Origin of the sequence: Nostoc sp. (genome assembly GCF_036916735.1) — a bacterium.
Lineage (GTDB): Bacteria > Cyanobacteriota > Cyanobacteriia > Cyanobacteriales > Nostocaceae > Nostoc.
Map to the genome: position 1 here is coordinate 69,708 of NZ_JBALFV010000070.1, position 19,752 is coordinate 89,459.

The window sequence follows — 19,752 nt, forward strand, 5'->3', positions numbered from 1 at the left end:
CAACTATACAAATCTCAATAAAGTCTATCTTTATTGTAGAAGGTAGGGAGCAAGGAAATAGCGCATGAGCGAAAATCTGTAAACAAATTCGCGTCATGCGCTATGCTGTCAAAAATTTGATTATTCTAGGCAAGTTGCTTGATTGCGTTTGTGGCGAAATAAACCAAATACTATAGCAATTAATCCTAAACCTGGAAGATTAGCAGGCTCTGGAACCTGAGTACGGGTGGGAGGCTTAGGCGGAGTGTAATACTTACTTGGGAGATCCGGCAGATCGCCATTAAACAGATAGTTGTGAGACTCGCCATTTCCTGTCAAAGAAGCTACTATCACGTTACCGTTAACTTGACCATTATTGAAATTGAAATTAGCCAAAGGAGCAAGAATACTACCTAGTATGCTAATCCCACTGGCAGTTATGTTTGTCGCTTCATAGAAGTTGTAGATCACCTTTTGTTTATCTGTGCCAGTGATATTGAACCCAAAGTTTTGCAGCGACACATCCTTACCACTGATATTGACAACAACAGTCGAATTTGCATCCCCACTGATTCCAAAAGAGTTTGCCTTGGAGACAGATGATCCGGCGACATTAAAAACATTGAAGGCAGTACCACTGCCACTAAGGTTAATACCACCCCAAGATTGAACTGTTGTTTTCCCAGTAGGAGTTAAGGTTGCCAAATATTGAGATAGCCCTCGTAATTCTTTCCCTGCTTCATTGAAGTCGATGGGATTACCCTTACTGAGAGTTCCTTGTGGAAATCCCACATTACTGGACACATTGGCACTACCTCCATAGACAGCATTACCGTGGTAAACTTGACCGTTGCTTAGAGTTAAGTTTTTTCCAGCTACTACTACATTGCCGCTATTGCCAGAAAGTCTGCTTCCAAGTCCGCCGACGAAATTCACGTTACCGCCAGCAGCAAGTTTTCCTTCAATATCTGTATAATTTTGAGAAATATCTCCTAAAACAAATACGTTGTAATCAGAGGCAGCGCCTAACTCAACTGCATTCGCTTTTGCTGAGAAACCTAGTGCCATCATGACTACAATAGGAGTTGCTACTACTCCCCAAATATAATAAGTTTTTGATTTCATATTTTGATTTATGGATTGTTAACATCATCCTATGTGCATAAATCAAAGATTGCATTAGCTATTGCACATGCTCATTGAAGTTTCATAGTTTGCATAACTACTGTATATTTTCCTGTAAATTATCTGCTCAACCGCAGATTTACTGTTGACTGCATCAATTAAATTTTGATCAAAAATAATTTGTAAGTTAGGAGTTAAAACGTTATTTTACAACTTTCAAAGTTTTGAGGCTAGTATCAGCACAACCACTGATAAACCCTCCCATCGCTTGAATTTTTTGCAGATAATCAAGGATGGATTTCGTGATGACTTCTCCCGGCATTAATAAGGGAATTCCTGGGGGATAGGGACAGACGATTTCGGCACAGATGCGTTGATTACTCTGTATCAAAGGTAGTACTTCACTGACAGTAAAAAAGGCTTCGCGGGGAGAAAAATGTAAAGCATGATACTGTGTAGTGAAAAGCTCCTGCCAAAGATGGCTTTTAAAAGTTAAGTTGGTTCGGCGATATTCTTTGGCAAGAGTAGTAAAACTTTGTACCAGTTGCTCAATATCGGCTGGGGTGTTGCCCAAACTAATGATAAAGGTGAGATGTTGCAGTGAGGCGAATTCAGCAGTAACACCTAATTTTTCATCGAGAATCTCATCTGCTTCAAATCCGGTTAAACCTAAACCAGAAACAGTGACAGTTAATCGCGTTTCGTCTAAAGCGACAAAGCCAGGAGATTCCCCTAACCCCTCTGGAAGAATCTGTAAGACAGATAATCCAGGAATTTGACTAATTCTCGTTCTAGCTTCATCAGCTAGTAGCAAAGTGCGAGACATCAGCATTTTTCCGTGGAGTGCCATTTGCTGACGCGCTGCATCTAAAGAAGCTAAAAGCAAATAACTGGGACTAGTAGATTGTACGAGTTGCAAAGCTTTACTGATGCGATCGCCATCTATCCTGTTACCTCGGACGTGCAGCATTGATGCCTGTGTCATTGCACCGAGTACTTTGTGGATAGATTGTACAGTTAAATCTGCACCTGCGGCTAAAGCTGGAGTGGGTAATTCGGGATGAAAGGCAAAGTGTGCGCCGTGTGCCTCATCTACGAGTAGAGGGATATTACATTGATGTGTAATGTTGGCGATCGCACTCAAATCTCCACAAACGCCGTAATATGTGGGGTAAACTGTCAACACTGCTTTAGCGTCTGGATGTTGTTGGAGTGCAGATTGTACAGCATTAGGCGTGATGCTATGGGCAATATCTAAAACTGGATCGTATTCAGGATTGAGAAAAATGGGTATTGCACCAGAGAGAATTAAACCAGCGATCGCAGATGAATGTACATTGCGAGGCAGAATGATTTTATCGCCTGTGCCACAGGTAGCAAGAATTGCCGCTTCAATCCCACAGGTAGAACCATTGACAAGGAACCATGTTTGGGAAGCACCAAAAGCTGCTGCTGCTAGTTGTTGTGCTTCTTGAATAACGCCTTGGGGTGCAAAGAGATTATCTAAATCTGCTAATTCGGTTAAATCAGCGCGAAAGACAGTCTTACCAAGTAAGTCAGCCAAAGGTTGAGAAATTCCCTCGCCTTGTTTATGTCCTGGGGTGTAGAAAGGCGCATGAGGTCTTGCTGCATTGGTTTTTAAGGCATCTAATAGAGGTGTTTGGTTTTGATTGAGCATTTTTGAAAAAACGAACCGTTAATGATAAAATCCTAAGTCTGTTAAGGCATATTCATAGACAATGAAATTACCCAACGGTGAGCAAGCAGAGATTTCTGTGCAAAAGCTCATAGGTTATTGTCTAAACCCAAAGCATCCGAGTGGAAAACATAAAGCCAAGGTTTTCGCATCAATTCTAAGAATCACACTAGAAAACGCCGATGTTTTGCGTAAATTTATTCAAATAGCAGCAGTTGCAGGTGAAGTTGTTCAGCAAAGTACTACACAATTTGGTTAACAGTTTAAGGTAGATTCTCCGTAGCCTGATTCCGTCTGTATCAGGCTACGGAGAATCTAGGAAACTACTGCTAATAATCCCTATCCACGTTTGATTACTGCATTTCTGAAATTAAATGAAAAAAGTTAAACTTTTGGATACTATTGTTACACTCAAGCCTATTTCCATTGGAAGATTACAACTAGTGCAAGAAGATTACACTTCTATCGAAAGTTTACCCAGTGGGCAAGTTGGAACAATTGTAGAAGTGTATGAGCAAGAAGAATATCATTATTTAGTCGATGCTGATACCCAAGGCTATGAATATGCAATGGCAACTTTGAGAGCAGATGAAATCTTAGTTTTACATTATGATTTGGCAATTGCCTAAATTTTTACCAGAATGCTATGCTTGCGTTAAAATCCGTAAGTCCTGCGTGGCTGACTAGATGAGACCTTATCATCAAATCCCGATTTTTGAGTGTGGTGAAGCGATAATAGCGATTCCTTTAGAATTGTTTGCGGTGGAATCTCCCCACCCTTATGAAAAATTGGGTGCGCCTTATGGCGATCGCTCCCCCTATTATCTTCGTCAAAGTGTTATCGAAAATTTGATTCAAGCGCAAAATTATCTTAATCTCTTGCATCCTAAATGGCATATCCAAATCTTTGATGCCTATCGCCCGATCGCAGTCCAGCAGTTCATGGTAGATTACAGCTTCGCCCAAGCAGTGCAGGATAGGGGACTGACTGAGGTAGAGTTATCACCAAACCAACGCCAAGAAATTTGGGAAGCAGTTTATGCAATTTGGGCTGTACCAAGTTTGGATGAAAAAACTCCGCCTCCTCATAGTACTGGTGCGGCGGTGGATGTGACGCTAGTAGATGATGCAGGGCAAATAGTAAATATGGGTTCGCCCATTGATGAAATGTCAGAGCGATCACATCCTGATTATTATGCTAATAGCGATCGCCCAGAAGCCCAAAAGTATCATGCTCACCGTCAGCTATTGCAAGATGTAATGTTAAAAGCTGACTTTCAACGCAATCCTAGAGAGTGGTGGCATTTTTCTATTGGCGATCAAATGTGGGCTTGGCTGAATAATCAATCCAATCTAGCCAATCCTGTTACAGCACGTTATGGACGTCTTGTATAGATACGTTATGCATCTTGAGGATTTAACTCTCTTAACTCGTCGGTGGTGTAAGTACCAATAGGAGTCCAAACTAAATAGGGAAGGAGTAACAGCGCCGCTATTAAAGAAATCGGCAAAACGCAGATTGCCAGGACAACGCCTGAAATCAAACCGATTAGCCCAAGAATTTCTCCAACCTTAAGACTGCGAAACCTCAACATTATAGGTATGTAGGCGACGGTGATAATTTCTACCAAGAGGTACAAAGCCATTAGTAGCCAAGTAATTATACCTCCTGGATTTTTTTCCCAGACAATATTAGCTGAAGCTGCACCACTAATAAAAATCACAGTCCAGATGACTGGAATTAGCGGCTCAAAAACTAGCCAGCGAGGGCGACTTAATCGTGCAAACCATTTAACATCACGCGGCGTAATCAATAAACTTCCAAGGGCGATGAAGAAAGTTACAGCTCCAATTATTATCCAAGATGGAATCATAATGCACTTAAGCTTTGTGTATTTTGTCAAGTCATATACTGCAAGTTTGACAATTTAGACTAGATGTTTAATCATTCTCTGGTGCGATTCTTAGACCAATCTGAAAAGAATTGTCAGCGATGGATTCACAAAATCCAGATATAGAAAGTAACGCCATAATACTTTTAACTTTTGACTTCTGCCCTGCGGTACTAGGCATCTTGAGGATTGAGACGGATCATCTCCCAAGTGGTATAAGTACCAATGGGACTCCAAAGCAAATAAGGAACTAGTAATAGTGCTGCCCAACCAGAAAACCCTAAGACTGCAAGTATCAATAAAGCATTAATAATCAAACCTGTGCCACCAAGAATTGTGCCCACTTTTAGACTGCGAAGCTTAAACATTACAGGTGTATAGGCAATGGTTACAATTTCTAAAAGCAAGTATAAACCCATGATTAACCAGGTTGAAGTGCTTCCTGGATCTTTTTCCCAGACAATATAAGCTGACCAAGCACCGCAAATAAATATTACAGTCCAGATAATTGGAATCGCACCCTCAAAAGTTAGCCATCTCGGCCGTTGTAAATGCTTGAACCATTGGCGATCGCTAGGCGTAATGAAGTTAGCCGCCAACGCAACTAAGAAAGCCACACCCCCAATCACCATCCAAGATTTAATAATCATGGCCGTTATTCCTTTGCAAGCGCTATCTATCGCTTAATATCACTCTTTATAGTGTGATTTTGTCAATTTAGATGCTAGTTACTCATCATCCCTGAGTTTGAATCCTTCATCATCGTTTGGCAGGATTTTAAATTATGGGCATTGGGTATGGGAAAGAGGCAGAGGGGCACAAACTTGATTAATAGGTCTATAAAACTAGGTTATGCGATCAGATCGTTACAGGTTTGAAAGCGATCGCATTATGATTTCTAAACTATACGGTATCTGGCTACAGCATGACATTTTACAGACTTCAGCTTTTATGAGCCGACAGTGACGGGGTAAGACAACACAAAGGGCTTGAAACTAGCTCCAGATTTGGGAGTACCGCTTAACTCCAATTCATAAGCTCCTACTTTGGGAAATATAATGTCGGCTCCGGGAATGCTTTTATATTGCTTGGTTGATACATTATGTAAACTGGGCTTTAGCAATGGAGTATCAGTTTCATGATGAGGTTGAGGGTAGACAGCCAACTGACAGTTACATTGTGCCAGAGGGATTAATTGCCCACCTTTACGGGTGAGGACAATCCAGACATGAGCAGTTTTGCCAGCTTCCGCATTGTCATGGGGTTCAATATGCAGCATCCCACCGACATCGTTTGATACCTTTTCGGTATGGGCATTAACTGGTGTGGCCATCAAAACCGAAATTAATAATAGCCATCCCAAATTCTTCTGTAGGGTAAAGTGGAACATAGAGTTTCTAAGAGTATGCGAAGTAGACTAGGGTGACTGGGGAAAGGCAATTAAAGCAAAATTCAAAAATTTTTTATGCTATTTTCCACCAGATATTTAAGAACGATAATTTTAAAAGAATAGTTGCGTCAAAAGACAACGTGTCAAACTTTGCCCGAAAATTCCTTACTAACTGCTAAGACTCAATCCCAATCTAAAACTCGTTGACTCCTGAACTTTTACCTAAATATCTAACTTAAAGCTATATGAGTTTATGTCTTATGATACTTACTAAAACTCACTTGGATGAGTAAAAGTATATATACTTAGTAGCTGAGGTTCAAAGCATGGACTCAACAGGTAAGGTTCAAACTATGGACTCGTCCTGGTCTCTTCCACTGCCGTTGAAAGAGTATGCAATGAGCCGAGTAACTGTCTATTTTTACAGCGACAGATGGGTTCCAATTAAATATTGTTATTTGGAAAAGGCAATTTTGCTCCACCAGAAGGCAAAATTAGAAGGCAAGGAAATTTTATTATTTCCTGATTATCTAGACCCTAATCAACTCTCAAACTCTTTTAACTAAAATGCATTGAGGTAGACTATTTTTCAAACATCTTGGCAACAAATGAATCGGCTATAGAGGCGTACTTATATAGGTACGCCTTTATTTGTAAAGACGTAGCTTTCGTAATTCATCAGGAATAGCCAAGATAACTCTTTTTCAAGAATCGCAAATTTTGTGGTTCAATGCAGTATTATGTCATAATTCGATTTTATGATTTTAAACTTTAATTTGTAAATTACTTATGTATTATTCTGCCACCCTAACTCAACTGGTTGAAGTTCTTTTGGCCAGTTCTGTAAACTTATCTGAAAACGCTTTAACACAAGTAAGTTGCGGTATACAAACAGATAGCCGTACTCTAAAGCCGGGTGAAGTATTTCTAGCTTTACGAGGCGATAAGTTTGATGGACATGAATTTGTGCAAACTGCGATCGCAAAAGGTGCAATAGCTGCAATTGTGGATTTTGAATACGAAAATCCGGGACTTCCTATCTTACAAGTAAAAGACACCCTCAAAGCATATCAGAAAATTAGCAGATGGTGGCGCGATCGCTTTAACATTCCAGTAATTGGCGTAACAGGTTCCGTAGGTAAAACTACAACCAAAGAATTAATCGCCGCAGTTTTAGGAACAAAGGGACGAGTTCACAAAACTTATGGAAATTACAACAACGAAATCGGTGTCCCGAAAACTCTCTTAGAACTTGGCAAAGAACATGACTACGCCGTGATTGAAATGGCGATGCGGGGTAGGGGACAAATTGCCGAACTGACGCAAATAGCACGTCCGACAATTGGAGTGATTACCAATGTGGGAACGGCACATATTGAGTTACTGGGTTCGGAAGAAGCGATCGCCCAGGCAAAATGTGAATTATTAGCCGAAATGTCTGCTGATAGTGCGGCAATTCTCAACCAGGACAATCCTTTATTAATGGCCACAGCAGCAAAATTTTGGCACGGAGAAGTTTTAACTTACGGCTTTTCTGGTGGAGATATCCAAGGACAATTAATTGATAACGACCAAGTGGAAGTTGCAGGAATCCAACTACCTCTACCTTTACCTGGTCGTCACAATGCGACTAATTTCTTGGCAGCTTTAGCAGTAGCAAAGGTGTTAGGGATTGATTGGGCAAGCCTCAAAGCAGGTGTGATAGTGGATATGCCCACAGGGCGATCGCAGCGATTTACCTTACCCAACGACGTGGTAATCTTAGATGAAACTTACAATGCTGCACCAGAAGCTATGATTGCAGCCTTGCAATTATTGGCAGACACACCCGGAAAGCGGAAAATTGCCGTATTGGGTGCAATGAAAGAATTGGGAGAGCGATCGCAGCAGTTGCACCAGCGAGTGGGAGAAACAGTGAAAAAGTTGAATTTAGACGGCTTGTTGGTTTTGGTAGATGGACAAGATGCCGAAGCGATCGCCCTTAGTGCCGAAGGTATTCCATCGGAGTGCTTTGCAACTCATGCTGATTTGCTGGCTAAGTTGAAGACATTTGTGCAAAGAGGCGATCGTTTATTGTTCAAAGCCGCCCATTCCGTGGGACTAGATCGGGTAGTCAATCAGTTACGTGCAGAATTTTCTAGATAATATTAGACATCTCCAAAAATAAATGTAGAGACGTAGCACTGCTACGTCTCTAGAAGGGTTCTGGATAATGGATATTTAATTTTCACTCCTATGTCTATTGTACAGTCTCTAAAATTTATGAATATATACTAAAATATAGCGTTTCTCAGTTGAGTGCAATACAGACCTAACTCCCAGCCCCTTCGCTGCAAGGGAAGCTACGGTGTACACACAAGTCTCTTGACCTGCACCTTTGTTGCATTGAACTGCACCCTTGTTGTATTGACCTGCACCTTTGTTGTATTGACCTGCACTTTTATTGCATTGACCTGCACCTTTGTTGCATTGACCTGCACTTTTATTGCATTGACCTGCACTTTTATTGCATCAAACTGCACCTTTGTTGCATTCACCTGCACCTTTGTTGCATCGAGCTTTTTTTGACTTGTGTGTACACCGTAGCCTTTTAGGAGAGAGGAATAGAAGTGAGATCAAACTGTATTTTCCATTCGAGAAGCGTTATAAATGGGCGGGGTAGTTCATGTAACTAAACTTAGACAATGGCTAAGTTAGTTAAATTGCCTTTGTAGCCAGTAATCTCAATCACAGCATCCGTAAGAGCAGAAAATCCATAAGTACTATCATTTAGTACCAAGAAAGTCCGTTGATGATTGCCTGTACCAAAGGTAAAAGTTCCCGCACCAGCCGGAACAAAACTAAAACCATCTGGAGCAAATGTCTGTTGTATATCTAATAGATTTAGACTTGCAACAGTGCCAAATGGAACCACACTACCGGCTGAAACTGCATTCAGACCATCAATTTTGTCTTCAGAGATGTTAAGGTCAGTAATTCTATCAAAGCCAGACAGCAGTGAATCGCTCAAGCTGTTAAATACAAATTTATCAGCGCCATTACCACCTGTAAGGATATCACCACCAGCGCCGCCGTTGAGGATGTCATTACCGTTACCACCAACTAGTTTGTCATTTCCAGCTAATCCAAACAATTGATCGTTACCGTTTTTGCCAGAAATTTTGTCATTGCCAGCATTACCTGTGAGTATATCTTTACAGTTGCCACCCTTTAAGGTTTTACCAGGAACATTTCCTTCTGTGGTAGTCTGGCTGATCAGTTGAGAGTTGGCATCATACAGATAACTGGCAACTGCATCAGTAGTGCCATCGCCGTTTTTGTCAATATCTGAGTCAATCAGTTTGCCATTGGCATCATAGTTGTAACTGGTAATCTCGTCAGCGATGCCATCATTATTTTTGTCAGCTACTTGTGCAGTGAGTTTGCCGCCAGCATCGTAACTGTAAAGAGTTACCTCATCAATGATGCCATCACGATTATTGTCAATCTCTTGTGAACTTAGCTTGCCGATAAAATCGTAAATATAAGTGCCAACTGCATCAACTACACCATCGTTGTTGAAGTCATAGCTGGCGGTAGCGCGTCCATAAGTAGAGATTGCAGAAAAATCAACAATGCCGTCGCCGTTGTTGTCAGAGCTTTGGGATGTCCTGTTCCCATTAGCATCATAAGTATAGGTTGTGGAAGAATCAACGATGCCGTCGCCGTTGTAGTCAGAGCTTTGGGATGTCTGCTTGCCATTAGCATCATAAGTATAGGTGGAAGATGTATCAACGATGCCGTCGCCGTTGTAGTCAGAGCTTCGGGATCTCAAGTTGCCATTAGCATCATAAGTATAGGTTTCAACTGCATCAACTATGCCGTCGCCATTGCTGTCAGAGCTTTGGGATGTCAGATTGCCGTTGGCATCATAAGTATAGGTTTCAACATAATCAACAATGCCGTCGCCGTTATTGTCATAGCTTTCGGATGTCTGGTTGCCATCAGCATCATAAGTATAGGTAATAACCTGCCCAACGATGCCGTCATTGTTGTCAGAGCTTTGGGATGTCAGATTGCCGTTGGCATCATAAGTATAGGTTTCAACTCCATCAACAATGCCGTCGCCGTTATTGTCATATCTTTCGGATGTCTGGTTGCCCTTGGCATCATAAGTATAGGTTCTCACCTCATCACTGATGCCGTCATTGTTGTTGTCAGAGCTTTGGGATGTCAGATTGCCGTTGGCATCATAAGTATAGGTTTCAACTCCATCAACAATGCCGTCGCTTTTGTTGTCAAAGCTTTGCAGTATCACCTTGCCGTTAGCATCATAAGTATAAGTGTAGGTATAAGGTCTGTCGTTTTTGTAGTCATAGCTTTCGGATGTCTTATTGCCATTGGCATCATAAGTACGGGTTTCAAAATAAAAAGGTATGTCCTGGCCGTTCTGGCCATCGACGTATCCACGTCTGGATGTCTGGTTGCCGTTGGCATCATAAGTATAGATGTTCACAACGCTGGCAAAGTTCTCGTCCAAGCTTTCGACTGTCCGGTTATAGCTGTATTTAATAACTGAGTCTGTTGTCCCATCACTGTTTTTGTCTATCTTCTCAGATATCACATTGCCATTGGCATCGTAAGTGTAAGTTGTAGTTGATGTCATAAACTTCTGTTCCTTTATTAATATCTCTATGACTATACATGAGTTTTGTAGTATATGTAATCAAAACTCATAGCAAGTTGTCAAATATATTTCTGCTATATCAGTAATCTAAAATATGGCAGGCGATGTCTAATGACAAGCCTATATGCGTCTACGCACTGCTTTACCCGATCAGAAGGTGCGATCGCAGGGTTGTAATTATTGGCAGACACACCAAAATAGGGCAAAATTGCCCTATTGAGTGCTATGAAAGAATTGTAAAGAGTGATGTCTAACCACAACCGAAGAACCGTCTATGCACTAGCGAGTTGAAGAAATGTGCGATAGAATTTCAGGCGTTGTTTGAAAGACTAGGGTTATTACTGTAGCGTCTTTGAAAAAGAATTGCTGCCAAATTAGTCACTAAACAGGAGATTGCTAGCCACATCAAGATATAAGTAGGAGCCATCACCACACCAATCATGAACCAAGTATATACGTGCAGTATCATTATAGAAGCGAAAAAGCTAGCAATTCCAGCAGATTGCCACACTTGATACGATGGACGACGTAACGCTACCAGGCTCATCGTTAAAATTGTGACAAGTAAGTTCGCTGGCACGAGAAATGCACAAATATTAACGCAGTTGCAACGAGAGAACTCAGTTAAGGTGTTGAAATCGAGCATTAATTTCTTGGGATAGGTGTTAGCTTTTTAAGAATTTAATTTATCGTATTTAAAATCACCAAATATATATTAACCTATGAGTGAGCAATCACATTGCAAATATAACATAAATTAAACTATTGAGTTGCATTTTGATACTCTCAATAGTTAGTTAATTATAAAGATTTTGGATAAGTAGGGTGGAAAACACCCACCCTAGCTAAATTAACCCGGTAAAATCACCGTATCGATAACGTGTACTACACCATTATCAGCTTCGATATCTGCTGCTAAAACTGTGGCATTTTTAACTTCAAAACCATCAGAAGAACCAATTTTAATGGGTGAACCTTCCACAGAATTAACCGTACCGAGTTCTGCCAAATCAGCCTTTAGCAGCTTTCCAGGAACGACATGATACTTTAAGATCCGCGTTAGCTGGGGAATATTTTGTAACAGAGTTTGGATAGTTCCCGGTGGCAACTTGGCAAAAGCATCGTCATTTGGTGCAAATACAGTGAATGGCCCAGGGCTTTTTAATGTTTCTACTAAACCAGCAGCTTGTACAGCTGCCACTAGTGTTTTGAAAGACTCAGCCGTAACTGCAATATCAACAATATCAGCCATATATTTTACCTAAATCTCTGCAAAAGATTTTAAAGGATAATAAAGCTATTTGAAGTTTTATTAAACAAAATAAATTTAAAATCAGGTGTTAAAAAAGAGGCAGGGGAGCAGGAAGCAGGGGAGACAAAGGGACAAAAGGTGAGAATATCTTGTAACAAGTCTTTCCCCTTGTCCTCTTCCCCATGCCCGATGCCCATCAATTATGATTAACTTTCCAGTTTGCTAAATCAGTTAAAGAGCGATCGCGGTAACGTCCATAACGCTCCTGCTTACTTTTGATTTTCGCACCTAGTTCGGGAAAAATCCCAAAGTTGGGCGGCATTGGTTGGAAATGCTTCGGCGAAGCGGAACTAATAAATTCCAATAACGCACCCATCATTGTTGTTGATGGTAAAACCAAAGCTTCTTTACCCAAAGCTAGGCGCGCTGCATTAATTCCCGCCAAGCAGCCACCCGCAGCCGCAGCAGTGTAGCCTTCAGTACCAATCAACTGTCCAGCAGCTAACAATGTGGGACGCTCTTTAAATTGCAGAGTCGGATGCATTAGCTGGGGAGCATTAATAAAAGTGTTGCGGTGCATCACTCCCAATCGCACAAACTCGGCCTTTTCCAAACTTGGAATTAACTGAAATATTCGCTTTTGCTCACCCCAACGCAGGTTAGTTTGGAATCCTACCATATTCCACAGTTGACCAGCTTTATCTTCTTGTCGTAACTGCACCACAGCATAAGGACGTTCCCCGGTTCGAGTATCAGACAATCCCACTGGCTTTAGGGGGCCGTAGCGCATGGTGTCTTCCCCACGCTGTGCTAGTTCTTCAATGGGTAAACAAGCTTCAAAAAATTTCGCCGTTTCCCGTTCAAAACCTTTGAGTTCTGTTTGTTCTGCTTTACAAAGTTCTTCTTGAAACCTTAAATACTGCTCTTTATTCATTGGGCAGTTAAGATAAGCGGCTTCACCTTTGTCATAACGTGATGCCATAAAGGCAATATTACGGTTAATCGATTCTCCCACAATAATCGGACTAGCCGCATCAAAAAAGCTGAGATATTCCATCCCGGTAAAGCGGCGTAAATCTTCGGCTAAGTCAGGACTCGTTAAAGGCCCAGTTGCCAAAACCACAATTCCTTCGGGAATTGCAGACACTTCACCCCGGCGAAATTCAATTAAAGGATGATGTGCTAAAGTTTGAGTCAAGTCTTGGCCAAATTGTCCCCTATCTACCGCTAGCGCCCCACCCGCAGGTACGGCGTGTTCATCAGCTTTAGAAATGACGATAGAACCCAGTTGGCGTAATTCTTCGTGCAATAATCCAGCTGCGCGATCGCTTGCCATTGCCCCAAAGGAATTACTACACACTAATTCTGCCAAATGTTCTGTATGATGAGCAGGACTGAAGCGCTTTGGACGCATTTCATGCAGAATTACCGGTACTCCAGCTTGGGCTATTTGCCAAGCTGCTTCTGTCCCTGCTAGTCCACCTCCAATTACTTGTATCGGTTGTTGTTCCATAGTTAATTTTTTAGTTCTTATATCATAAGTATCCATCAGCATCAGCGCTAGGACGCATCAACAAGTAGGGTATTTTAGACATAGTCAGTAGCGACAGCATAACGCACCATCAACAGCAGCAATTACAAATTATCTGTGTCAATTCCCTTTTTTCTGAGTTTAGCTAATAATTCTTGATAGCGATCGCGCTCTTTTTCTAATTCTTGTAAAGCCGCTTCCTTTGCTTGACGTTCTTGTTCCCGTAACTGGTCAATTTCTATGGGTGACAAAAACTTTTGTCCGGTAGGAGAAATAATTTCCAAAGTATCCGGTGTTAATGTAAAACGGATTCCCAAACGCGGACTTATCCAACCATTCATCTCTTCGATAACTTCAAAACTATCCCCAGAACGGAGCAAGCCATTTAAATCGTTCTTAGCCGCATCATAAATATAATATTCTTCCACGCCGTAACGCTGATAAAACTGCAATTTTTTGGTCATTTCTTTGAGGGTATTATCTGGTGAGAGAATTTCAAATACTACTTGTGGGGATATATTATCTTCATCCCATTGTAAATAGGAACCCCGTTTTCCTTTTGGTCTGCCAAAAACTACCATCGTATCGGGCGCTTGTTTAATATTCGGGTTTCCTTTAACTGGATACCAAAACAAATCTCCGGCGATAAATACATCAGCTTGCGATGCAAATATAATTTCTAAATTTTCTTTAATTTTGACAATCCATGCGAATTGTTCTGTATTATCCGCCATTGGCTGTCCGTCGCTTTCCGGATAGATGACTTCGATGGTGGTTTCTGGTGTAACTTGTTGTACCATTGCTGCACTTCCAAGTATGGGGTTTTTAGCTGATAATTATAGTTGAGATAGTGATCGCGTTAATATTGATTTTAGCTATAAGTAAGTTGGTCATAAAAAATAAAGGTATGTAACATGTAAAATCTTTGGAACTAGCTTTTAGTTATGCTGTCTTCGCTAAAGGGCAACTCCAAACCATAATGATTTATTCATGCCAACTTAGTTAAGACTGAATTTCGCTGATGAAGTTGATCGCTTTTTGGTGAAATATTGTGTTTTGATGCTTTAAAGCAATTTGGGCTGAGTCTTGGAGATCAGCGATCGCTTCCTCCTGATTACCTAAGCGATGGCGAGCCAAACCCCTTGCGTAGAAAGCAAATTCATCCTCAGAATATATTTCACCTGCACCTACTGCTTCAATGTGCTTTGCTTCATTGAAATCTGCAAATGCACCTTGTTCATCTTCTAAGTCATAACACGCATTACCCCGCACATAGTAAGCAGCCGTTAAATTGGGATCTACATAAAGAGCCTTAGTTAAATGCTCAATGGCTTGAGTATTAATACCCTGAGAATATTGCAGAATGCCCAAATTGTAGTAAGAAATAGCAGAACGTTCTATGCTAGCTATCAGACTGAAGTCTTCTAGCGCACCTTGATAGTTACCAGAGTAAGAACGTGCTGTACCTCGTCCAAAATAGGCTCGTACATATTGTGGATCTAATTGAATTGCACGATGACAATCTTCAATTGCAGCTTGATTGTCGCCTATTGCTGCACGAGCAACACCACGTTCAGCATAAGCCTGAGCATATTGAGGACTCAATCGGATTGTTTCATTAAAGTCTTCAATTGCATTTTGGTAATCCTTTGTCAATGAACGAGCCACTCCACGACTTTGATATGATGTTAAATCTTCTGAATTTAGTAAAATTGCCTGACTATAATTTTCAATGGCTCCTTGATAGTCACCAGAATTATAAAGTATATAACCAAGGCTGGAATATCCAAAAGCAAATATTAAATTGAGCATTGGTTTATAAAAGTTTATGACACTGGTATTATTCCCAAATGTAGGAATTAAACATCACAACCTTTGCTTTACTGTTTTACAATTGCACACAATTTGCCACAAACTATTCTGGAAATTTCCGCTCGCGCACTTCCCCAGCATAATCTTGCACGGCTTTGGTAATCGTTTCTCGCAAGTTTGTATAAACTTTGGCAAATGGTGGATGCTTTTGGGCAAGTCCGAGAACATCAGAGGTAACTAAAACTTGTCCATCACAGTGAATTCCTGCACCGATACCAATTGTCGGAATGCTAAGTTTTTGTGTAATCTGCATTGCCAAATCTGCCGGTATATGCTCTAAAACCAGAGAAAATACACCAGCTTGTTCCAGAGCGATCGCTTCAAGTAAAATCCTCTCACTTGCTTCTTGCGTTTTGCCTTGTTGTCGCAAACCGAGTTGATGTACTGATTGTGGTGTCAAACCGACATGACCCATTACCGGAATTCCAGCTTGAACCAAACGAGCGATAGTTTCTGTGATCGCTGGATAGCCACCTTCCAATTTTACCGCTTGAGCGCCTGTTTCCTTCAGTACTCGTCCAGCTGAGTGCATCGCTTGCTGGAGACTTTCTTGATACGTCAAAAATGGTAAATCTACAACCACCAATGCGCGTTTAACTCCTCTACGCACAGATTTGGCATGGTATATCATTTCATCCAAAGTTATCGGCAGTGTTGTTTCATACCCTAGAACTACTGCCATAGAGTCACCTACAAGGATTAAGTCTACACCAGCTGCATCGATGAGTTGAGCGATCGCATAATCCCAGGCGGTCAACGCTACAATTGAACGTCCCTGTTGTTTCCATTGAATTAATTCCTGGGTAGTGATTGCCATTGCCAATTTTAGATTTTGGATTTTGGATTTTGGATTTTTTGTCCTTTGTCATTAGTTATTAGTCATTTGCTAAGGACAGAAGACAAAGGACAAATGATTAATCATTTAACGGCACGACTGAAAGCAATATGGGGTTTTGCGCTACTGGTTTTGGTCATCAACCAAGCTAGACCTTCACTAGTGCCGATCCATAATTTATTGGCGATGTCAGGTGCAAGGGTAAGAACCCGACTAGAAGGAAGTCCAGCAACTTCTGCATCTAACACAGCTCCTGTATTTGGATTTAATCGTAACAAACCATTGTTAGTCCCGACCCAGACACTACCATCTTTAGCAAAACGTACCGCCGTTACATCACGCCCACGCAGGCGAGTTACAGACCGTAACACAGCACCAGTTTTTGGGTTAATAACTAGCAAATTATTCGGCATTCCTGCCCAAATTAGTCCTTCTGGACTAATAGCTAAAGCTTGGACAGTCGCCCCTGGTAAATCGGCTATCCGCTTCATAATCGCAGCACTAGCAGTATTTACCCGCACCAATCCATCCAGAGTGCCAACCCACAGTTGACCTTCAACATCTAAAGTCAGGGTATTGGCGCTGACACCAGGCAGATTTTTTAATGTTGTCATAATCAAGCCTTCGTCGGGACTAATTAGAGCTAAACCACTATCGGTTCCAGTCCATAAATAACCCCGTTTGTCAACTAACAATGACAACACTCGTTTAGAAGGCAAAAATAAATTCTCCGCGGTGATTTCGCTAGTACGGGGTTCTACTCGGAACAATCCATCATAACTTCCTACCCACAAACGTCCTACTTTGTCTTGGGCTAAAGCACCAATAGCAACATTCGGTAAACTAACACGAGAAATAATCTTGCCAGTTTTAGGATCAATCCGCGATAGTCCCCGCCAAGAACCTACCCAAAGATTGCCACTAACATCTCCTAGTAAGTTACCGACACGATAATCAGTTTGTGGCGAATTTTCTTGTACTCCCCGCTCATCGGGCAAAGGTTCTACTCGCGGTGGCGGTGCAGAAGCAGGGTAAGCAGGGGTAACATCAAATGAATCAATCTCAGGGGTTTTTTGTGCCCATCCAATACTTGGCAAAGCTATCAACCCCAGCAAGATTGAAGTAGTCAATAAACTAGTACGCTTGCAAAACAATACCACGGTGACATTTCCTTTGGAGACAATACCCGTAGCCGTTACCTAAACTGGCTTTGGGTTAGTTCCAGTGTTCCCCTAGTCGGGATTTTTTAAACATTGGGGATTGGGGATTGGGAACTGGGAAATAAGAAATAAATAAATATTTAGGAATACTTTCTCGTTACCTAATACTCAATACCCAGTCCTTAGATACCATTGATGACACCTTGTAAAGCATTTGTAACAAAATGTTTAAATTTTTATATAATAACAAAATTAAATATATAAGTTAAAAACTTTCAAAGAATAACTTATCGAATTCTTGATATATTGTGGAATAAGTTACAAATTACGTGGTGTGCAATTTTTTATCTTTACGCTCACGACTCTGCTAAATCTCTGTCAAGTAAATTCTTTTCTGGTATCTTTTCCATCAACGGAGAAGATAGAAGGAGTGTAGAGGCGGGAATGTGTGCCAGCCAGCCCAATCCCCTGAATACCCCGATTTGTAGGGAAATTATTTAAATCAAGCCGCAAAAAGCGTAAGTTTTGGTGAAATTGAGCAGGTTTAGTAGGGTGCGAAGAAGAGGTAAAAAAGAATTTTGATTCGTAGGAAGAGGAAACAGTAGAAGCGCTAGGTCGTGTACCCCTAGAAGGGGATAACACTGGTGAGGAGGGCTACCACCGCTACCAAAGTGTCCGCCGCAAAAAAACTGTTACCCTTTGCCAAAAACAACCCTTAACAAAAATTTTTCCCATTCTTTTCCCCGATGAAGGAGAAAAAATGGGGTGAGGGAAAGTTGCACAAAACGTGATTTGATAATTAACAAGAGTGATTTCAGGGAAGGATAAAATATGTCTTACGCTCAAACGAGGACTCAGAGCAAATCTGGGTATCAAGCCGGGGTTCAAGATTACAGACTAACTTATTACACACCCGATTACACACCAAAAGATACCGATCTTCTAGCTGCGTTCCGCATGACACCTCAGCCTGGTGTTCCTCCCGAAGAAGCAGGTGCGGCTGTAGCGGCTGAGTCTTCTACGGGTACTTGGACAACTGTATGGACAGATTTGCTCACCGACCTTGATCGCTACAAAGGTCGTTGCTATGACATCGAACCAGTTCGGGGCGAAGACAACCAATACATCTGTTACGTTGCTTATCCTCTGGACTTGTTTGAAGAAGGCTCTGTAACCAACGTGTTGACCTCAATTGTCGGTAACGTGTTTGGTTTCAAAGCTCTACGCGCACTGCGTCTAGAAGATATCCGTTTCCCAGTAGCTTATATCAAGACCTTCCAAGGGCCTCCTCACGGTATCCAAGTTGAGCGCGACAAGTTAAACAAATACGGTCGTCCTTTACTGGGTTGTACCATTAAGCCCAAATTGGGTCTTTCTGCTAAGAACTACGGACGCGCTGTATACGAGTGCTTGCGCGGTGGTTTGGACTTCACCAAAGACGACGAAAACATCAACTCCGCACCATTCCAAAGATGGCGCGATCGCTTTTTGTTCGTAGCTGAAGCTATCAACAAAGCCCAAGCAGAAACCGGTGAAATTAAAGGTCACTACCTAAACGTTACCGCTCCTACCTGTGAAGAAATGCTGAAGCGGGCTGAGTACGCTAAAGAACTCAAAATGCCCATCATCATGCATGACTACCTGACCGCAGGTTTCACCGCCAACACCACATTAGCTCGTTGGTGCCGTGACAACGGTCTATTGCTCCACATTCACCGTGCTATGCACGCTGTAATCGACCGTCAAAAGAACCACGGTATCCACTTCCGTGTATTGGCTAAAGCTCTACGTTTGTCTGGTGGTGACCACATCCACACAGGTACAGTAGTTGGTAAGTTGGAAGGTGAGCGCGGCATCACAATGGGCTTCGTTGACCTGTTGCGTGAAAACTACGTTGAGCAAGACAAGTCTCGCGGTATTTACTTTACTCAAGACTGGGCTTCTCTACCTGGTGTAATGGCAGTTGCTTCTGGTGGTATCCACGTATGGCACATGCCCGCGCTGGTAGAAATCTTTGGTGATGACTCCGTACTACAGTTCGGTGGTGGTACACTGGGTCACCCTTGGGGTAACGCTCCTGGTGCAACCGCTAACCGCGTCGCCTTGGAAGCCGTTATTCAAGCTCGTAACGAAGGCCGTAACTTGGCTCGTGAAGGTAACGATATCATCCGTGAAGCTGCCAAGTGGTCTCCTGAACTGGCTGCTGCTTGCGAACTGTGGAAAGAAATCAAGTTCGAGTTTGAAGCAATGGATACCGTCTGATCTGGATTAACGGTTAAGAGTTAAGAGTTAGAAGTAGAGACGCGATTAATCGCGTCTATACAGTAGAGACGCGACGTCAGTCGCTACTACGG

Annotated in this window: 19 protein-coding genes; 5 read left to right on the plus strand and 14 right to left on the minus strand. The window is 41.8% G+C overall.

Features of this window, described 5'->3' with window-relative positions; translation table 11 throughout:
• Positions 1-120 precede the first annotated feature (120 nt).
• Positions 121-1,104: a choice-of-anchor A family protein gene (locus V7L20_RS17250; protein WP_334745259.1), complete on the minus strand. Its 984-nt coding sequence runs from the start codon at positions 1,102-1,104 to the stop codon at positions 121-123.
• 202 nt (positions 1,105-1,306) lie between these two features.
• Positions 1,307-2,782: an aminotransferase class I/II-fold pyridoxal phosphate-dependent enzyme gene (locus V7L20_RS17255; RefSeq protein ID WP_334745260.1), complete on the minus strand. Its 1,476-nt coding sequence runs from the start codon at positions 2,780-2,782 to the stop codon at positions 1,307-1,309.
• Between the two features lie 61 nt (positions 2,783-2,843).
• Here V7L20_RS17255 and V7L20_RS17260 point away from each other — a divergent pair, with 61 nt between their 5' ends.
• From V7L20_RS17260 to V7L20_RS17270, 3 genes are all read left to right on the plus strand, one after another.
• Positions 2,844-3,059, plus strand: a complete 216-nt coding sequence (locus V7L20_RS17260; RefSeq protein WP_334745261.1) for a DUF6883 domain-containing protein — start codon at positions 2,844-2,846, stop codon at positions 3,057-3,059.
• A gap of 115 nt (positions 3,060-3,174) precedes the next feature.
• Positions 3,175-3,429 carry a DUF4926 domain-containing protein gene (locus V7L20_RS17265; protein ID WP_334745262.1) on the plus strand — a complete coding sequence of 85 codons (255 nt, stop codon included), beginning with the start codon at positions 3,175-3,177 and terminating at the stop codon, positions 3,427-3,429.
• Between the two features lie 58 nt (positions 3,430-3,487).
• Complete coding sequence (locus V7L20_RS17270) at positions 3,488-4,195, plus strand: M15 family metallopeptidase (RefSeq protein WP_334745263.1); 708 nt, start codon at positions 3,488-3,490, stop codon at positions 4,193-4,195.
• 5 nt (positions 4,196-4,200) lie between these two features.
• On the opposite strand, the gene V7L20_RS17275 is transcribed toward V7L20_RS17270, so the two are convergent.
• The 3 genes from V7L20_RS17275 to V7L20_RS17285 all read right to left on the minus strand — a co-directional run bounded on the left by V7L20_RS17275 (position 4,201) and on the right by V7L20_RS17285 (position 6,082).
• On the minus strand, positions 4,201-4,674 hold the full coding sequence (locus tag V7L20_RS17275; RefSeq protein WP_334745264.1) for a TspO/MBR family protein: 474 nt from the start codon (positions 4,672-4,674) through the stop codon (positions 4,201-4,203).
• Between the two features lie 191 nt (positions 4,675-4,865).
• Positions 4,866-5,339 carry a TspO/MBR family protein gene (locus V7L20_RS17280; RefSeq protein ID WP_334745301.1) on the minus strand — a complete coding sequence of 158 codons (474 nt, stop codon included), beginning with the start codon at positions 5,337-5,339 and terminating at the stop codon, positions 4,866-4,868.
• 302 nt (positions 5,340-5,641) lie between these two features.
• Complete coding sequence (locus tag V7L20_RS17285) at positions 5,642-6,082, minus strand: hypothetical protein (protein ID WP_334745265.1); 441 nt, start codon at positions 6,080-6,082, stop codon at positions 5,642-5,644.
• 789 nt (positions 6,083-6,871) lie between these two features.
• Here V7L20_RS17285 and V7L20_RS17290 point away from each other — a divergent pair.
• Positions 6,872-8,227: a UDP-N-acetylmuramoyl-tripeptide--D-alanyl-D-alanine ligase gene (locus V7L20_RS17290; protein WP_334745266.1), complete on the plus strand. Its 1,356-nt coding sequence runs from the start codon at positions 6,872-6,874 to the stop codon at positions 8,225-8,227.
• A 197-nt stretch (positions 8,228-8,424) separates the two neighbouring features.
• Here V7L20_RS17290 and V7L20_RS17295 read toward each other — a convergent pair whose 3' ends face one another.
• The 9 genes from V7L20_RS17295 to V7L20_RS17335 form a co-directional block, all read right to left on the minus strand.
• Positions 8,425-8,619, minus strand: coding sequence for a hypothetical protein (locus V7L20_RS17295; protein WP_334745267.1), 195 nt, complete (start codon positions 8,617-8,619; stop codon positions 8,425-8,427).
• 140 nt (positions 8,620-8,759) lie between these two features.
• On the minus strand, positions 8,760-10,727 hold the full coding sequence (locus V7L20_RS17300; RefSeq protein ID WP_334745268.1) for a bluetail domain-containing putative surface protein: 1,968 nt from the start codon (positions 10,725-10,727) through the stop codon (positions 8,760-8,762).
• Between the two features lie 331 nt (positions 10,728-11,058).
• Positions 11,059-11,394 (minus strand): hypothetical protein, encoded by a 336-nt coding sequence (locus tag V7L20_RS17305; protein ID WP_334745269.1) that lies wholly within the window; start codon positions 11,392-11,394, stop codon positions 11,059-11,061.
• 204 nt (positions 11,395-11,598) lie between these two features.
• Complete coding sequence (locus V7L20_RS17310) at positions 11,599-12,000, minus strand: fasciclin domain-containing protein (protein ID WP_334745270.1); 402 nt, start codon at positions 11,998-12,000, stop codon at positions 11,599-11,601.
• 196 nt (positions 12,001-12,196) lie between these two features.
• A complete protein-coding gene (trmFO, locus tag V7L20_RS17315) occupies positions 12,197-13,513 on the minus strand; it encodes an FADH(2)-oxidizing methylenetetrahydrofolate--tRNA-(uracil(54)-C(5))-methyltransferase TrmFO (protein ID WP_334745271.1) in 1,317 nt (438 codons plus the stop codon).
• 122 nt (positions 13,514-13,635) lie between these two features.
• Positions 13,636-14,331, minus strand: coding sequence for a Uma2 family endonuclease (locus V7L20_RS17320; RefSeq protein ID WP_334745272.1), 696 nt, complete (start codon positions 14,329-14,331; stop codon positions 13,636-13,638).
• A 202-nt stretch (positions 14,332-14,533) separates the two neighbouring features.
• Complete coding sequence (locus tag V7L20_RS17325; protein WP_334745273.1) at positions 14,534-15,343, minus strand: tetratricopeptide repeat protein; 810 nt, start codon at positions 15,341-15,343, stop codon at positions 14,534-14,536.
• Between the two features lie 103 nt (positions 15,344-15,446).
• Positions 15,447-16,220, minus strand: coding sequence for a 3-methyl-2-oxobutanoate hydroxymethyltransferase (gene panB / locus V7L20_RS17330; RefSeq protein WP_334745274.1), 774 nt, complete (start codon positions 16,218-16,220; stop codon positions 15,447-15,449).
• A 101-nt stretch (positions 16,221-16,321) separates the two neighbouring features.
• Positions 16,322-17,392, minus strand: a complete 1,071-nt coding sequence (locus tag V7L20_RS17335) for a ligand-binding sensor domain-containing protein (RefSeq protein ID WP_442943568.1) — start codon at positions 17,390-17,392, stop codon at positions 16,322-16,324.
• An 837-nt stretch (positions 17,393-18,229) separates the two neighbouring features.
• Between V7L20_RS17335 and V7L20_RS17340 the strand changes: the two genes are divergently transcribed.
• A complete protein-coding gene (locus V7L20_RS17340) occupies positions 18,230-19,660 on the plus strand; it encodes a form I ribulose bisphosphate carboxylase large subunit (protein WP_334745276.1) in 1,431 nt (476 codons plus the stop codon).
• The last annotated feature ends 92 nt before the right edge of the window (positions 19,661-19,752 follow it).

Coding starts and splice junctions, on each gene's coding strand:
- V7L20_RS17250 (WP_334745259.1), bottom strand. CDS start 1,104: ATGAAATCAAAAACTTATTATATTTGGGGAGTAGTAGCAACTCCTATT.
- V7L20_RS17325 (WP_334745273.1), bottom strand. CDS start 15,343: ATGCTCAATTTAATATTTGCTTTTGGATATTCCAGCCTTGGTTATATA.
- V7L20_RS17285 (WP_334745265.1), bottom strand. CDS start 6,082: ATGTTCCACTTTACCCTACAGAAGAATTTGGGATGGCTATTATTAATT.
- V7L20_RS17265 (WP_334745262.1), top strand. CDS start 3,175: ATGAAAAAAGTTAAACTTTTGGATACTATTGTTACACTCAAGCCTATT.
- V7L20_RS17300 (WP_334745268.1), bottom strand. CDS start 10,727: ATGACATCAACTACAACTTACACTTACGATGCCAATGGCAATGTGATA.
- trmFO (WP_334745271.1), bottom strand. CDS start 13,513: ATGGAACAACAACCGATACAAGTAATTGGAGGTGGACTAGCAGGGACA.
- V7L20_RS17340 (WP_334745276.1), top strand. CDS start 18,230: ATGTCTTACGCTCAAACGAGGACTCAGAGCAAATCTGGGTATCAAGCC.
- V7L20_RS17320 (WP_334745272.1), bottom strand. CDS start 14,331: ATGGTACAACAAGTTACACCAGAAACCACCATCGAAGTCATCTATCCG.
- V7L20_RS17310 (WP_334745270.1), bottom strand. CDS start 12,000: ATGGCTGATATTGTTGATATTGCAGTTACGGCTGAGTCTTTCAAAACA.
- V7L20_RS17290 (WP_334745266.1), top strand. CDS start 6,872: ATGTATTATTCTGCCACCCTAACTCAACTGGTTGAAGTTCTTTTGGCC.
- V7L20_RS17275 (WP_334745264.1), bottom strand. CDS start 4,674: ATGATTCCATCTTGGATAATAATTGGAGCTGTAACTTTCTTCATCGCC.
- V7L20_RS17260 (WP_334745261.1), top strand. CDS start 2,844: ATGAAATTACCCAACGGTGAGCAAGCAGAGATTTCTGTGCAAAAGCTC.
- V7L20_RS17305 (WP_334745269.1), bottom strand. CDS start 11,394: ATGCTCGATTTCAACACCTTAACTGAGTTCTCTCGTTGCAACTGCGTT.
- V7L20_RS17255 (WP_334745260.1), bottom strand. CDS start 2,782: ATGCTCAATCAAAACCAAACACCTCTATTAGATGCCTTAAAAACCAAT.
- panB (WP_334745274.1), bottom strand. CDS start 16,220: ATGGCAATCACTACCCAGGAATTAATTCAATGGAAACAACAGGGACGT.
- V7L20_RS17270 (WP_334745263.1), top strand. CDS start 3,488: ATGAGACCTTATCATCAAATCCCGATTTTTGAGTGTGGTGAAGCGATA.